This window comes from Salmonella sp. SAL04162 (genome assembly GCF_046551535.1).
In the GTDB taxonomy this organism is placed as follows: Bacteria; Pseudomonadota; Gammaproteobacteria; order Enterobacterales; family Enterobacteriaceae; genus Salmonella; species Salmonella enterica.
The window spans coordinates 330,400-345,321 of sequence record NZ_JBGDVX010000001.1 but is presented as its reverse complement, the minus strand read 5'-3'; the positions used below and the strand labels follow the sequence as shown (position 1 = coordinate 345,321).

The 14,922-nt window shown below is 53.0% G+C and carries 15 protein-coding genes; 11 read left to right on the top strand and 4 right to left on the bottom strand.

The window, feature by feature from the left end; all coding sequences use genetic code 11:
- Positions 1 to 4: 4 nt before the first annotated feature.
- Together fliB and ACLJRH_RS01845 are read right to left on the bottom strand one after the other, a co-directional pair.
- Positions 5 to 1,210 carry a flagellin lysine-N-methylase gene (fliB, locus tag ACLJRH_RS01850; protein WP_023137489.1) on the bottom strand — a complete coding sequence of 402 codons (1,206 nt, stop codon included), beginning with the start codon at positions 1,208 to 1,210 and terminating at the stop codon, positions 5 to 7.
- Between the two features lie 78 nt (positions 1,211 to 1,288).
- On the bottom strand, positions 1,289 to 2,797 hold the full coding sequence (locus ACLJRH_RS01845; RefSeq protein WP_023223115.1) for a FliC/FljB family flagellin: 1,509 nt from the start codon (positions 2,795 to 2,797) through the stop codon (positions 1,289 to 1,291).
- A 256-nt stretch (positions 2,798 to 3,053) separates the two neighbouring features.
- Between ACLJRH_RS01845 and fliD the strand changes: the two genes are divergently transcribed.
- The 4 genes from fliD (at position 3,054) to amyA (ending at position 6,803) form a co-directional block, all read left to right on the top strand.
- Complete coding sequence (gene fliD / locus ACLJRH_RS01840; RefSeq protein ID WP_000146806.1) at positions 3,054 to 4,457, top strand: flagellar filament capping protein FliD; 1,404 nt, start codon at positions 3,054 to 3,056, stop codon at positions 4,455 to 4,457.
- 14 nt (positions 4,458 to 4,471) lie between these two features.
- A complete protein-coding gene (gene fliS, locus ACLJRH_RS01835) occupies positions 4,472 to 4,879 on the top strand; it encodes a flagellar export chaperone FliS (RefSeq protein ID WP_000287764.1) in 408 nt (135 codons plus the stop codon).
- Positions 4,879 to 5,247, top strand: a complete 369-nt coding sequence (fliT, locus tag ACLJRH_RS01830) for a flagella biosynthesis regulatory protein FliT (protein ID WP_000204899.1) — start codon at positions 4,879 to 4,881, stop codon at positions 5,245 to 5,247. The genes fliS and fliT overlap by 1 nt, the downstream gene beginning before the upstream one ends.
- Positions 5,248 to 5,318: 71 nt before the next feature.
- Positions 5,319 to 6,803 (top strand): alpha-amylase, encoded by a 1,485-nt coding sequence (gene amyA / locus ACLJRH_RS01825; RefSeq protein WP_000795474.1) that lies wholly within the window; start codon positions 5,319 to 5,321, stop codon positions 6,801 to 6,803.
- A 39-nt stretch (positions 6,804 to 6,842) separates the two neighbouring features.
- On the opposite strand, the gene yedD is transcribed toward amyA, so the two are convergent.
- Positions 6,843 to 7,256, bottom strand: coding sequence for a lipoprotein YedD (gene yedD, locus ACLJRH_RS01820; protein ID WP_000754694.1), 414 nt, complete (start codon positions 7,254 to 7,256; stop codon positions 6,843 to 6,845).
- Positions 7,257 to 7,384: 128 nt separating this feature from the next.
- Between yedD and yedE the strand changes: the two genes are divergently transcribed.
- The 3 genes from yedE (at position 7,385) to ACLJRH_RS01805 (ending at position 9,528) form a co-directional block, all read left to right on the top strand.
- Positions 7,385 to 8,647: a selenium metabolism membrane protein YedE/FdhT gene (gene yedE, locus ACLJRH_RS01815; RefSeq protein WP_323808606.1), complete on the top strand. Its 1,263-nt coding sequence runs from the start codon at positions 7,385 to 7,387 to the stop codon at positions 8,645 to 8,647.
- On the top strand, positions 8,644 to 8,877 hold the full coding sequence (gene yedF, locus ACLJRH_RS01810; protein WP_023223116.1) for a sulfurtransferase-like selenium metabolism protein YedF: 234 nt from the start codon (positions 8,644 to 8,646) through the stop codon (positions 8,875 to 8,877). The genes yedE and yedF overlap by 4 nt, the downstream gene beginning before the upstream one ends.
- Positions 8,878 to 9,141: 264 nt before the next feature.
- On the top strand, positions 9,142 to 9,528 hold the full coding sequence (locus ACLJRH_RS01805; protein ID WP_080187403.1) for a hypothetical protein: 387 nt from the start codon (positions 9,142 to 9,144) through the stop codon (positions 9,526 to 9,528).
- A gap of 120 nt (positions 9,529 to 9,648) precedes the next feature.
- Here ACLJRH_RS01805 and fliE read toward each other — a convergent pair whose 3' ends face one another.
- Positions 9,649 to 9,963, bottom strand: coding sequence for a flagellar hook-basal body complex protein FliE (gene fliE / locus ACLJRH_RS01800; protein ID WP_001529222.1), 315 nt, complete (start codon positions 9,961 to 9,963; stop codon positions 9,649 to 9,651).
- Between the two features lie 216 nt (positions 9,964 to 10,179).
- Here fliE and fliF point away from each other — a divergent pair, with 216 nt between their 5' ends.
- From fliF to fliI, 4 genes are read left to right on the top strand one after another with little or no spacing between them, the layout of a single operon-like run.
- Complete coding sequence (gene fliF / locus ACLJRH_RS01795; protein WP_001276830.1) at positions 10,180 to 11,862, top strand: flagellar basal-body MS-ring/collar protein FliF; 1,683 nt, start codon at positions 10,180 to 10,182, stop codon at positions 11,860 to 11,862.
- A complete protein-coding gene (fliG, locus tag ACLJRH_RS01790) occupies positions 11,855 to 12,850 on the top strand; it encodes a flagellar motor switch protein FliG (protein WP_000067735.1) in 996 nt (331 codons plus the stop codon). The genes fliF and fliG overlap by 8 nt, the downstream gene beginning before the upstream one ends.
- Positions 12,843 to 13,550, top strand: a complete 708-nt coding sequence (gene fliH / locus ACLJRH_RS01785; RefSeq protein WP_000064158.1) for a flagellar assembly protein FliH — start codon at positions 12,843 to 12,845, stop codon at positions 13,548 to 13,550. The genes fliG and fliH overlap by 8 nt, the downstream gene beginning before the upstream one ends.
- Positions 13,550 to 14,920, top strand: a complete 1,371-nt coding sequence (fliI, locus tag ACLJRH_RS01780) for a flagellar protein export ATPase FliI (protein WP_000213257.1) — start codon at positions 13,550 to 13,552, stop codon at positions 14,918 to 14,920. The genes fliH and fliI overlap by 1 nt, the downstream gene beginning before the upstream one ends.
- Positions 14,921 to 14,922: the final 2 nt, after the last annotated feature.

Sequence of the window (14,922 nt, the reverse complement as noted above, 5' to 3'; positions counted from 1 at the left end):
AAAACTATGTCAGAAGATGAATCATCGACAGATCGTCGCCAGTACGCACCGTTTCTATATGGCGATGAAAATTCTTCGCCACCTCGCTGTTATGTTGGCTGCGGGAGTGAAAACTATACACAATATTAGTAACGTCATCCCACTCAAGCCGCCCGCGCTCATACACGCTGGCTGCCGTTAATAGCTTAATAAAGGCATATTCCGCCACGATAATATACAGCGCGCGTAACGGGTCGACATTCGGCTGGTTGGGGAAATTATTTTCCCAAATTTTATAGAGAATTAAATTTCTGAAGGCCCAGTTCTTCTGCTGCTCATCCGCCTGTAGACAGCGCGCTAATGAGGACTCAATATCGCTCACCTTCTGCTCCATTGAAACGCCCTCTTCCGCCGTCAGCACCCGCAGAAGACACTGGATGTAGTGATCGAGGATAACACTGCCACGATTAAGTGGGAGCGAGCGGAAATAGTTCTGCATCTGCAATACCAGCGAGGTTTTTACCTTGCTATCCGGCGCGATATTCATCAACTCCTGCGCCAGCACGCCGGTCTGCAACTGTTCAAGTAACGCGGCATACACCTGTTCCAGTTCGCCCAGCGCGGCATCATCTATTTTGGCAAATTTCTGCGTATACATGACAAATTTAATCAACGCATAGAGCGCCGCTTCCGTACTGCTGTTGGCATGGTTGATCAGACTCAGGCAAAACAGGTTGAGTAACTTTTGCTGCGCCGGGAATAACGGCGCAGTATTGAATGTCTGCTGAATGATTGTTTTTTCGCCGAGCGCCATTGCGTCAGGATCGTTCAAAATGTGGGACGTCACCTCCGGGCAGGCAAGACTCAGGGAGTTACGTACCTCATTTTTGTAGGTATGATGCGCCCGCGGGAAAGAGGAGCAGGTATGACTTAATGCCTTTGCGCCTAACGTTTTTTGTACCCGGCACAGACGGTCCTCATCCAGATAAGGGCAATTCCCCAGCGCCGAAGGCAGCTTAATTTCCCCCCAATGATTGTTGTTCTTTTTCAGCAGGATAATATGGTCCTGCGCGATGGTACGAATCGTCGTGTCTTTACTGGCGAGATACTTTTTGACCGTCGTCTTATCCAGCGTGATTTTCCAGCCCTTACAACAGTGGTCGCGGCAGGCCGAGCCAGAACAGGAAAAGTGGGTGACAAAGGCAGGTTCAGTGACGGTGATTTCTTTCATTACACAGGCTCCGGAATTAAAAAAGGCAGCTTTCGCTGCCTTGATTGTGTACCACGTGTCAGTGAATCAATCGCCGGATTAACGCAGTAAAGAGAGGACGTTTTGCGGAACCTGGTTAGCCTGCGCCAGAACGGAAGTACCGGCCTGCTGCAGAATCTGCGCGCGAGACATGTTGGAGACTTCGGTCGCATAGTCGGAATCTTCGATACGGCTACGCGCTTCAGACAGGTTGTTTACGGTGTTGCCCAGGTTGGTGATAGCGGAGTTGAAACGGTTCTGGACCGCACCCAGGTCAGAACGCAGCGCATCAACCTGCGCCAGCGCGGCATCAATTTTAGCCAGCGGGTTTTCGGTGGTTTTAGCGGCTGCTTCAGCCAGCTCTGGCTGCGCTTTGAAATCGTGACCAGCGGCTTTACTAGCATTGTAGGTTTTACCGTCGATAGTAACAACCTCGGTTTTACCGTCTACGCCACCAAGTTGGTTAGCCGCAGTTTTTGTGGCTCCCGTGGAATCAGTATAAGTGGTTACATTAGCTGTGATTTTACCTGTACCTTCGTCATAGGTTGCAGCATAGTACTTGCCACCGGCTTCAAGCGCATAACCACCGTCAATAGATTTTCCATTTTTATCGGTATAAGACATTTTTACTAATTTAGCTGCGGTAGCGTCCGCATTTGAAACGCCACCATCTTCTAGCGCTTTTTTAACATCAGTACTGACTGCAACAGGAGCATTAACCTGTACTTTGGTTACTGTTGTATCCCCAGTTACTGTGGCTTTAGTTGGTGCTGCATTGAAAGTTACCGCACCTGTCGCACTATCAACATTCACTTCATATTTACCATTCTTACTGGTATCGGCAGTATTCGTATACCCTGCAACAGTGGCGTAATACTTACCATCTTTAAACGAAAGCGTAGCAGACAAGGAATCGCCTGTTGCCGTGGGATTTCCCAACGCGGCTTTGATAGCAGTAGCATCAGGCGCTGTAAGATTTTTAGTACCGTCAGTAAATGATTTCGGATCCATTGCATCAGTTGCTGATACATCATACGCTTTCTGCACATTCAGCGTATCCAGACCCAGGGTCTGAGAGTTGATCTGCTTCAGATCGATATCGATAGTTTCACCGTCGTTGGCACCAACCTGGATGGTCAGGGTGTTGTCCTGCGCCAGGACTTTCACGCCGTTGAACTGAGTCTGGCCGGATACACGGTCGATTTCGTTCAGGCGCTGGGTGATTTCAGCCTGGATGGAGTCGAGGTCAGACTGGGAGTTGGTGCTGTTAGCAGACTGAACCGCCAGTTCACGCACACGCTGCAGGTTGTTGTTGATTTCGTTCAGCGCGCCTTCAGTGGTCTGCGCAATAGAGATACCGTCGTTAGCGTTACGGGAAGCCTGAGTCAGACCTTTGATGTTCGCGGTAAAACGGTTAGCAATCGCCTGACCTGCCGCATCGTCTTTCGCGCTGTTGATACGCAGACCGGAAGACAGACGCTCGATAGCGGTGCCCAGAGCGGACTGGGATTTGTTCAGGTTATTCTGGGTCAACAGCGACAGGCTGTTTGTATTAATGACTTGTGCCATGATCTTTTCCTTATCAATTACAACTTGATGTTATTGGGCTGTTGCCCACGGTTTCTCACCGTAACCCTTGTATCGGCACCTGAATTTCGAACTTTAGAAAATTTTTCACTTCCCCCGATCTTTTTCTTAGGCGGCGAAATAGCCGCTTTATGCATCATTATTCCGCGCATTATTTTTGCAAAATTATCATTAAACTTTGCCTCCAGATTGCCGATAACGCGCTTAACTACTGTTTGCAATCAAAAAGGAAGAAGGCATGGCTTCAATTTCATCATTAGGTGTGGGATCAAACTTACCGTTAGACCAGTTGTTGACAGACCTGACAAAGAACGAAAAAGGACGCTTAACGCCAATTACCAAACAGCAGAGCGCGAATTCGGCAAAGCTAACCGCCTATGGCACATTGAAAAGCGCATTAGAAAAATTCCAGACGGCAAATACCGCGTTAAATAAAGCGGATTTATTTAAGTCTACCGTGGCGTCCAGCACGACGGAGGATCTCAAAGTCAGTACTACCGCTGGCGCTGCCGCAGGGACTTATAAGATTAGCGTAACCCAGCTTGCCGCCGCACAGTCGCTGGCGACAAAAACCACCTTCGCAACCACCAAAGAGCAGTTGGGCGATACGTCGGTCACGTCCCGGACAATTAAAATTGAACAGCCGGGACGTAAAGAGCCGCTGGAAATTAAGCTGGATAAAGGCGACACCTCCATGGAGGCGATCCGTGACGCCATCAATGACGCCGACAGCGGTATCGCCGCCAGTATCGTTAAGGTCAAAGAGAACGAATTCCAGTTGGTGCTTACCGCCAATAGCGGTACTGACAATACGATGAAGATCACGGTGGAAGGCGATACAAAACTTAACGATCTACTCGCTTATGACAGCACCACCAATACCGGCAACATGCAAGAGCTGGTGAAAGCAGAAAACGCGAAGCTGAACGTAAACGGCATCGACATTGAGCGTCAGAGCAATACCGTAACCGACGCCCCTCAGGGAATTACACTCACCCTGACCAAGAAAGTGACCGACGCGACCGTGACGGTAACGAAAGATGATACCAAGGCGAAAGAGGCGATTAAATCCTGGGTGGATGCCTATAACTCGCTGGTGGATACCTTTAGCTCGTTAACCAAATATACCGCCGTTGAGCCGGGCGAAGAAGCCAGCGATAAAAACGGCGCGCTGTTAGGCGATAGTGTGGTTCGTACTATCCAGACCGGGATTCGGGCACAATTTGCCAATAGCGGCAGTAATTCTGCGTTCAAAACAATGGCGGAAATTGGCATCACCCAGGATGGGACTTCCGGCAAACTGAAGATTGATGATGATAAGCTGACCAAAGTACTGAAAGATAACACAGCCGCAGCGCGTGAGCTGCTGGTAGGCGATGGTAAAGAAACGGGTATCACCACCAAAATTGCCACCGAAGTGAAAAGTTATCTGGCGGATGACGGCATTATTGATAATGCGCAGGACAACGTTAACGCCACGCTGAAAAGCCTGACAAAACAGTACCTGTCCGTTAGCAATAGCATCGATGAAACCGTTGCCCGTTACAAGGCCCAGTTTACCCAACTGGATACCATGATGAGTAAACTGAATAACACCAGTAGTTATTTGACCCAGCAATTTACAGCTATGAACAAGTCCTGATAACAGAGGTCACCATGTACACCGCGAGCGGTATCAAAGCTTATGCGCAAGTCAGCGTGGAAAGCGCCGTGATGAGCGCCAGCCCGCATCAGTTGATTGAAATGTTGTTTGATGGCGCGAATAGCGCTCTGGTGCGCGCTCGCCTGTTTTTAGAACAAGGCGATGTTGTCGCGAAAGGTGAAGCGTTAAGCAAAGCCATCAATATTATCGATAACGGGCTGAAAGCCGGTCTCGATCAGGAAAAAGGCGGTGAGATTGCGACGAATCTTTCCGAGCTATACGACTATATGATTCGCCGTTTACTGCAGGCTAATTTGCGTAACGACGCTCAGGCCATCGAAGAAGTGGAAGGGTTACTCAGCAATATTGCAGAAGCCTGGAAACAGATTTCACCGAAAGCATCTTTCCAGGAGTCTCGTTAATGACCTCAACCGTGGAGTTTATCAACCGTTGGCAGCGTATTGCGCTGCTCAGTCAATCGCTGCTTGAACTTGCGCAGCGAGGTGAATGGGATCTCTTACTGCAACAAGAGGTCTCCTATCTGCAAAGTATTGAAACGGTGATGGAAAAGCAAACTCCACCGGGCATTACGCGAAGTATTCAGGATATGGTCGCCGGATACATCAAACAAACGCTGGATAATGAGCAGCTCCTGAAAGGGCTGCTGCAACAGCGACTGGATGAACTCAGTAGTTTGATCGGACAATCCACCCGCCAAAAATCACTCAACAACGCTTATGGCCGTCTTTCCGGTATGTTACTCGTGCCAGACGCGCCTGGCGCCTCATAATATTTTCCCGTCTCGTATGAAAATTCTTCCATACTCCAGAGGTCGGCTAAACGACTTCTGGAGCACGGAAGATGAAAAACCCCACGTTATTGCAGTACTTCCACTGGTATTATCCCGACGGCGGTAAACTCTGGTCTGAGCTGGCGGAACGTGCTGATGGGCTGAATGATATCGGTATCAATATGGTCTGGCTACCGCCCGCCTGTAAAGGCGCCTCCGGCGGCTATTCCGTAGGCTATGATACCTACGACCTGTTTGACCTCGGCGAATTTGACCAAAAAGGAACTATCGCGACAAAGTACGGCGATAAACGCCAGTTACTGGCGGCGATAGACGCGCTCAAAAAAAATAATATTGCGGTGCTGCTCGACGTCGTCGTGAACCACAAAATGGGCGCAGACGAAAAAGAACGTATTCGCGTTCAGCGCGTGAATCAGGATGACCGCACGCAAATCGATGACAACATCATTGAATGCGAAGGCTGGACGCGCTACACCTTCCCTGCCCGCGCGGGCCAGTATTCCAACTTTATTTGGGACTATCACTGTTTCAGCGGCATTGATCACATCGAGAATCCCGACGAAGACGGCATTTTTAAGATCGTCAATGACTATACCGGCGATGGCTGGAACGATCAGGTTGATGATGAGATGGGTAATTTCGACTATCTGATGGGTGAAAATATCGATTTTCGCAATCACGCGGTTACGGAAGAGATTAAATATTGGGCTCGTTGGGTCATGGAACAAACCCACTGTGACGGCTTTCGCCTGGACGCGGTAAAACATATACCCGCCTGGTTTTATAAAGAATGGATTGAGCATGTACAGGCGGTTGCACCAAAACCGCTGTTTATTGTCGCAGAATACTGGTCGCATGAAGTGGATAAACTGCAAACGTACATCGATCAGGTCGACGGGAAAACCATGCTGTTCGACGCGCCGTTGCAGATGAAATTTCATGAAGCCTCGCGCCAGGGCGCGGAGTATGACATGCGCCACATATTCACCGGCACGCTGGTAGAAGCCGACCCTTTTCATGCGGTGACGCTGGTCGCTAACCACGATACACAACCGTTACAGGCGCTGGAAGCGCCAGTAGAACCCTGGTTCAAACCATTGGCCTATGCGCTGATCCTGCTGCGTGAAAACGGCGTGCCGTCGGTGTTTTATCCCGATTTATACGGCGCCAGCTATGAGGATAGCGGCGAAAATGGCGAGACCTGTCGGGTCGACATGCCGGTGATTAACCAACTGGATCGGCTGATCCTCGCTCGTCAGCGTTTTGCGCACGGTATACAAACTCTCTTTTTCGATCATCCTAACTGTATCGCCTTTAGTCGCAGCGGTACTGAAGAGAATCCGGGCTGTGTGGTTGTACTTTCCAATGGCGACGACGGTGAAAAAACCCTCCTGCTCGGCGACAATTACGCTAACAAGACCTGGCGTGATTTTCTGGGAAACCGCAGTGAGCATGTTGTAACTAATGATCAAGGCGAAGCGACGTTCTTCTGCAACGCAGGCAGCGTCAGCGTGTGGGTCATTGAGGACGTGTGATGAGCGTTCCCGGCGGCAGAGCGCTGCCGGGAAGCGAAATTACGGCAGCGGCGTCGGCAGCGGCGTTTTTTCTAACGCGGCGGCACACTCCGGCGTCGGACGAGCGACCCGTTGCAGCGTCATGCCATCATATTCCAGGGTATTCCCGTCGCGCTCAATCTCATAGAGCTCACGCTTAACCGTAACATTGGTTAAGTCATCGGAGAGCATGGTCAGCTTGCCCGGCAGAGCAATAACGCGCTGCCACTGGCGGCAGTCCAGCGTATCGCCTTCTTTAGTCACTACCAGGCTGGCGATAGCTTCAGGGCTCACCAGCTTACGTTGCGGGCCTTTTGACTGCCAGTACCCTTCCAGACCGGCCGGCGCGGGCGTTTTCACCACATCATTATAGTTTTCCACCTCGGCGCATCCGGCCAGAACCAGCAATGCGCCAACGATCGCTACTTTTTTCATCATTCATCCTGCATCAGAAGAAAGAGGAATTGTGGCATTAAAGCCCTGACGCCGCCAGCCTTTCCAGGCGCTGACCGCAATTTGATCCAGTCGGTATTACCGCTTATTAGGTGTAGGCAAATTCTGTGATCGGTGTAGTATGCGCACTTCTTGTTTCACACCTTCTGAGTTCAGAGGCTAAACACATGTCATGGCAACACTTCAAGCAAACCTGGTTAATTAAATTCTGGGCGCCGGCCCCTGCGGTGATCGCAGCCGGTATTCTCTCTACCTACTATTTTGGCATCACCGGCACGTTCTGGGCCGTGACGGGCGAATTTACCCGCTGGGGCGGGCAAATTTTGCAGCTTTTTGGCGTTCATGCCGAACAGTGGGGCTACTACAAGCTGATTCATCTGGAAGGTACGCCGCTGACGCGTATCGACGGCATGATGATCCTCGGCATGTTCGGCGGCTGTTTCGCCGCGGCGCTGTGGGCCAACAACGTAAAACTGCGTATGCCGCGCAGCCGAATCCGTATCGTACAGGCGGTGGTCGGAGGCATTATCGCTGGCTTCGGCGCGCGTCTGGCGATGGGGTGTAACCTGGCCGCTTTTTTTACCGGGATCCCGCAGTTCTCCCTACACGCGTGGTTCTTTGCGCTGGCGACCGCTATCGGCTCCTGGTTCGGCGCCCGCTTTACGTTGCTGCCGATATTTCGCATACCGGTGAAAATGCAAAAGGTCTCCGCGGCTTCACCACTGACGCAGAAACCGGATCAGGCAAGACGGCGTTTCAGGCTCGGTATGCTGGTCTTTATCGGCATGATTGGCTGGGCGTTATTAACGGCAATGCATCAGCCGAAACTGGGGCTGGCGATGCTGTTCGGCGTCGGGTTTGGGCTGCTGATCGAGCGCGCGCAAATCTGCTTTACCTCGGCCTTTCGCGACCTGTGGATCTCCGGACGCGCCCATATGGCGAAAGCAATTATTTTCGGCATGGCGGTCAGCGCCATTGGTATTTTCAGCTACGTACAGTTGGGCGTTGCACCTAAAATTATGTGGGCTGGCCCGAATGCGGTCATTGGCGGACTGCTGTTCGGTTTTGGCATCGTGCTGGCGGGCGGCTGCGAAACCGGCTGGATGTACCGCGCCGTAGAAGGCCAGGTGCATTACTGGTGGGTAGGGCTTGGCAATGTCATCGGTTCGACCATCCTGGCTTACTACTGGGATGATTTCGCGCCCGCGCTGGCGACCAGTTGGGATAAAGTTAACCTGCTGAATACCTTTGGTCCGCTGGGCGGTCTGCTGGTCACCTACCTGTTATTATTTGCCGCGCTGATGTTAATTATCGGCTGGGAAAAACGTTTTTTCCGCCGTGCGGGTCTGACGCCTGCTAAGGAATCTGTATGAAAAATATCGTCCCTGATTACCGTCTGGATATGGTTGGCGAACCTTGTCCATACCCGGCGGTCGCCACTCTGGAAGCGATGCCGCAGTTAAAAAAAGGTGAGATCCTGGAGGTGGTGAGCGACTGTCCGCAATCCATTAATAATATTCCGCTGGATGCGCGCAATCACGGCTATACAATGCTGGATATCCAGCAGGATGGCCCGACAATTCGTTATCTGATTCAAAAATAAACGCATGCTCCCGCTGTACGTTACGGCGGGAGACCTTTTACGGCGTAACCGGCAAAAATCTAAAACGCATAAAAGAAATCAGACAAGGTCGTCTTGTGCGCCGTGGCATAAATCTATTATATAACGTATACCGTATTAATTTTGTCTGAGCCGATGAAAAACCCAGGGTTATTTTAAGCAAAACATAAAATAATTATTATTTTCCGTCTACGCCATAAAAGACTATCAGGTATTTATATTTTTACTCACTGACACCATCAGGTGATGATTTATTTATGCACAGCAGAAGCCAAAAAAATGATAAAAATTATTTTCATCTCCATTATTGGAGTCGTCTGTCTTGCCGCTGCCCGTTACTCACCCGTCACAGTGGTCAATGCACATCCGAGCGCCATTGCCCGCTGTCTCGCTGATAATCTGTCCCCGTATGGGTATATACTGGATCTCCATGAAACAGATATTCCAGGCATTAATAAAGAATTTACCGTGTATTATCGCAACGGCGCATATATTGCAGAAACATTCTGGATTGCAAACTCAATGACAATAGCCTCAGAACGAATAGTAGGAATGAATGGCGTCAGTAAACAGGCGTACCCTATTTTTAATAAGTCCCTGCAACAATGTGCAACCCGCTTATCAATAAAATGAGCGCGCCTCGCAAAAAACAAGCCCACATAATCACGCACTGGTTGCATGGGCGTCGCGTCCCCCGCCGCTGACCTAGGTAAGCGCCCGGGAGTTCGTTGCGGATGGGTTTTCAGCCCTGGCTTAAACCTGCATGGACATGACTTCCTGATACGCGGCGACCAGCTTATTGCGCACCTGAATCCCCATTTGCATGGAGACGGACGCTTTTTGCATATCAGCCATCACGTCATTAAGCGCAATGCCCGGCTCACCCAGAGTGAATTTTTCCGCCTGAACGCGCGCCGTCGTCTGTCTGTCGCTAATACGATCCAGCGCAGCATGTAGCTGGCCGGCAAAACTCACCGTCGACTGCGAGTGCGTGTCTTGCCCGCGCGCGGCCATCGCCGTCGCCTGCAACTGGCTAATAACCCCTTCAATCCCCTGTATTGCTGCCATGCTATTCCCCTGGATGATTTTTTACGCAGCAGAGATTACCAGTTTGTCAATAAGATAAAGGCGTTAAATAACGATAAAAAACCTCGGTTTTTAGCGCATAGAAAAATTCGAAACCACAAATAATGAGACCGTCAATTTTTCGAGTTTGCTGACCCGGGAGTGAGTCTTGTTCCACTTTGCAAAAAACGCCGTCCACGATCAGTCACGAGGTGCGAGATGAGTGCGACTGCATCGACTGCAACCCAACCTAAACCTCTCGAGTGGCTTAATCGCCTACGCGCGAATCCCCGAATTCCGTTAATTGTGGCGGGTTCCGCTGCCGTGGCGATCGTCGTTGCGATGGTGCTGTGGGCCAAAACGCCCGATTACCGCACGCTATTTAGCAACCTTTCCGATCAGGACGGCGGCGCGATCGTCGCGCAGTTGACCCAGATGAATATCCCCTATCGCTTTGCCAATGGCAGCGGCGCGATTGAAGTGCCCGCCGACAAAGTGCATGAACTGCGTCTGCGTCTGGCGCAGCAGGGGCTGCCTAAAGGCGGCGCGGTAGGCTTTGAACTGCTTGATCAGGAAAAATTCGGTATCAGTCAGTTCAGCGAGCAGGTGAATTACCAGCGCGCGCTGGAAGGTGAACTGGCCCGGACGATCGAGACGCTGGGTCCGGTAAAAAGCGCCCGTGTTCACCTGGCGATGCCAAAGCCGTCACTATTTGTGCGGGAACAAAAATCCCCTTCCGCCTCCGTCACCGTCACACTGGAACCGGGACGGGCGCTGGATGAAGGACAAATTAGCGCCGTGGTACATCTGGTTTCCAGCGCTGTCGCCGGTTTGCCGCCAGGAAACGTCACTCTGGTCGATCAATCCGGTCATCTGCTCACGCAATCCAATACCAGCGGTCGCGACCTTAATGACGCGCAATTAAAATTTGCTAATGATGTGGAAAGCCGCATCCAACGCCGTATCGAAGCCATTCTGTCGCCTATCGTCGGGAACGGTAATGTTCACGCTCAGGTAACCGCCCAGTTGGATTTTGCCAATAAAGAACAGACGGAAGAGCACTACAGCCCGAACGGCGATGCGTCGAAGGCCACCCTGCGTTCACGTCAGTTGAATATTAGCGAACAGGTAGGCGCGGGCTATCCCGGCGGCGTGCCTGGCGCGCTGTCGAACCAACCAGCGCCGCCTAACGAGGCGCCGATCGCCACGCCGCCGACCAATCAACAAAACGCGCAGAATACGCCACAAACCAGCACCAGTACCAACAGTAACAGTGCTGGCCCGCGCAATACACAGCGTAATGAAACCAGTAACTACGAAGTGGACCGCACCATTCGTCACACCAAAATGAATGTGGGCGATATTGAGCGTCTCTCCGTGGCCGTCGTGGTGAATTACAAAACGCTGGCAGATGGCAAACCGCTGCCATTGACCGCCGATCAGATGAAACAGATCGAGGATCTAACCCGTGAAGCGATGGGTTTTTCTGATAAACGCGGCGATACGCTAAACGTGGTGAATTCACCGTTTAGCGCAGTGGATGACACCGGCGGCGAACTGCCCTTCTGGCAACAGCAGTCCTTTATCGATCAGTTGCTCGCGGCAGGTCGCTGGTTACTGGTGCTGGTGGTGGCCTGGATTCTGTGGCGCAAAGCGGTACGTCCGCAGTTGACGCGCCGTGTTGAAGAAGCGAAAGCGGCGCAGGAACAGGCGCAGGTTCGCCAGGAAACCGAAGAAGCCGTGGAAGTACGCCTTAGCAAAGACGAGCAGCTCCAGCAACGCCGGGCTAACCAGCGTCTGGGCGCTGAGGTGATGAGCCAGCGTATTCGCGAAATGTCAGACAACGATCCGCGCGTGGTGGCGCTGGTCATTCGCCAGTGGATGAGTAACGATCATGAGTAATCTTAGCGGTACCGATAAAAGCGTCATTTTGTTGATGACCATTGGCGAAGACCGGGCGGCAGAGGTGTTTAAACACCTCTCCACCCGCGAAGTGCAGGCGCTAAGTACGGCGATGGCTAACGTGCGTCAGATCTCCAACAAACAACTGACGGACGTACTATCAGAGTTTGAGCAAGAAGCGGAGCAGTTCGCCGCGCTGAATATTAACGCCAACGAATACCTGCGCTCCGTACTGGTTAAAGCGCTGGGCGAAGAACGCGCCTCCAGCCTGCTGGAAGATATTCTGGAAACGCGCGATACCACCAGCGGTATCGAAACGCTCAACTTTATGGAACCGCAGAGCGCCGCCGACCTGATTCGCGATGAACACCCGCAGATTATCGCCACCATTCTGGTCCACCTCAAACGCAGTCAGGCCGCCGATATTCTGGCGCTGTTTGACGAACGTCTGCGTCATGATGTGATGCTGCGTATCGCGACATTTGGCGGCGTACAGCCGGCGGCACTGGCGGAGTTGACCGAAGTGCTGAATGGCCTGCTCGACGGTCAGAACCTGAAACGCAGCAAAATGGGCGGCGTAAGAACCGCGGCGGAAATTATCAACCTGATGAAAACGCAGCAGGAAGAAGCGGTTATTACCGCTGTGCGCGAATTCGACGGCGAACTGGCGCAGAAAATCATCGACGAGATGTTCCTGTTCGAAAATCTGGTGGATGTGGACGATCGCAGTATCCAGCGTCTGTTGCAGGAAGTGGATTCCGAATCGCTGCTGATCGCTCTGAAAGGCGCCGAACCGCCATTACGCGAGAAGTTCCTGCGCAATATGTCCCAGCGCGCCGCCGATATCCTGCGCGACGACCTTGCCAACCGTGGCCCGGTTCGTCTGTCTCAGGTGGAAAACGAGCAGAAAGCGATTCTGCTTATTGTGCGTCGTCTGGCGGAAACCGGCGAAATGGTGATTGGCAGCGGCGAGGATACCTATGTCTAATGAATTGCCGTGGCAAGTCTGGACCCCCGACGATCTCGCCCCGCCGCCGGAGACGTTTGTGCCGGTTGAGGCTGATAACGTGACCTTGACAGACGATACGCCGGAGCCCGAACTCACTGCCGAACAGCAGCTGGAGCAGGAGCTGGCGCAGTTAAAAATACAGGCCCATGAACAAGGTTATAACGCCGGGCTGGCGGAGGGACGGCAAAAAGGACACGCGCAGGGATACCAGGAAGGGTTAGCGCAGGGGCTGGAGCAAGGACAAGCTCAGGCGCAGACGCAGCAGGCGCCGATTCATGCCCGTATGCAGCAGTTAGTGAGCGAGTTTCAGAACACGCTTGACGCGCTCGATAGCGTTATCGCCTCACGGCTGATGCAAATGGCCCTGGAGGCTGCGCGTCAGGTCATCGGCCAAACGCCGGCGGTGGACAACTCGGCGCTGATTAAACAGATCCAACAACTGTTGCAGCAAGAGCCGCTCTTTAGCGGCAAGCCGCAGTTGCGCGTGCATCCGGACGACTTACAGCGGGTGGAAGAGATGCTGGGCGCCACGCTCAGCCTTCACGGATGGCGGTTACGCGGCGATCCAACGTTGCATCACGGCGGGTGTAAAGTCTCTGCCGATGAGGGCGATCTGGACGCCAGCGTCGCTACTCGCTGGCAAGAGTTGTGTCGCCTGGCGGCACCGGGAGTGCTCTGATGACCACGCGCCTGACCCGCTGGCTTACTGCGCTCGACAACTTTGAAGCAAAAATGGCGTTATTGCCGGCGGTGCGTCGTTATGGACGTTTAACCCGCGCCACTGGCCTGGTACTGGAGGCCACCGGTCTCCAGCTTCCGCTGGGCGCCACCTGCATTATTGAGCGCCAGGACGGCCCTGAAACCAAAGAGGTGGAATCGGAAGTCGTCGGTTTTAACGGCCAGCGTCTGTTTTTAATGCCGCTGGAAGAGGTCGAAGGCATTCTGCCCGGTGCCCGCGTTTACGCCCGTAACGGGCATGGCGACGGTCTGCAAAGCGGCAAACAGCTACCGCTCGGCCCGGCCCTGCTTGGTCGGGTGCTGGATGGCGGCGGTAAACCGCTCGACGGACTGCCTGCGCCGGATACGCTGGAAACCGGCGCGTTAATCACGCCGCCGTTTAACCCGCTACAGCGAACGCCAATCGAACATGTGTTGGATACCGGCGTACGCGCTATCAACGCGTTGTTAACCGTAGGGCGCGGTCAGCGTATGGGACTCTTTGCCGGTTCCGGCGTCGGTAAGTCGGTTCTGCTTGGCATGATGGCGCGCTACACGCGGGCGGACGTGATTGTCGTGGGACTTATCGGCGAACGTGGCCGCGAAGTTAAAGATTTTATCGAAAATATTCTCGGCCCCGACGGTCGCGCGCGTTCGGTGGTGATTGCCGCCCCGGCGGATGTTTCGCCGCTGCTGCGAATGCAGGGCGCCGCCTATGCCACCCGCATCGCCGAAGACTTTCGCGATCGCGGACAGCATGTGTTGCTGATTATGGATTCGCTGACGCGCTATGCGATGGCGCAGCGTGAAATTGCGCTGGCAATCGGCGAACCGCCAGCCACCAAAGGTTATCCGCCCTCGGTGTTCGCAAAGCTGCCGGCGCTGGTCGAGCGTGCCGGTAATGGCATCCATGGCGGTGGCTCTATCACCGCGTTTTATACCGTGTTGACCGAGGGGGACGACCAACAAGATCCCATTGCCGACTCGGCACGCGCAATCCTCGACGGGCACATTGTCTTGTCCCGCCGTCTGGCGGAGGCCGGGCACTATCCGGCCATTGATATCGAGGCGTCAATCAGCCGGGCGATGACCGCGCTCATTACCGAGCAGCACTATGCGCGGGTACGGCTATTTAAACAGTTGCTTTCCAGTTTCCAGCGTAACCGCGATCTGGTCAGCGTCGGCGCCTATGCCAAAGGTAGCGATCCGATGCTCGATAAAGCCATTACCTTATGGCCGCAACTGGAAGCGTTTTTACAGCAAGGCATTTTTGAACGGGCCGACTGGGAGGACTCTCTGCAGGCGCTCGATTTAATTTTCCCGACGGTGTGATA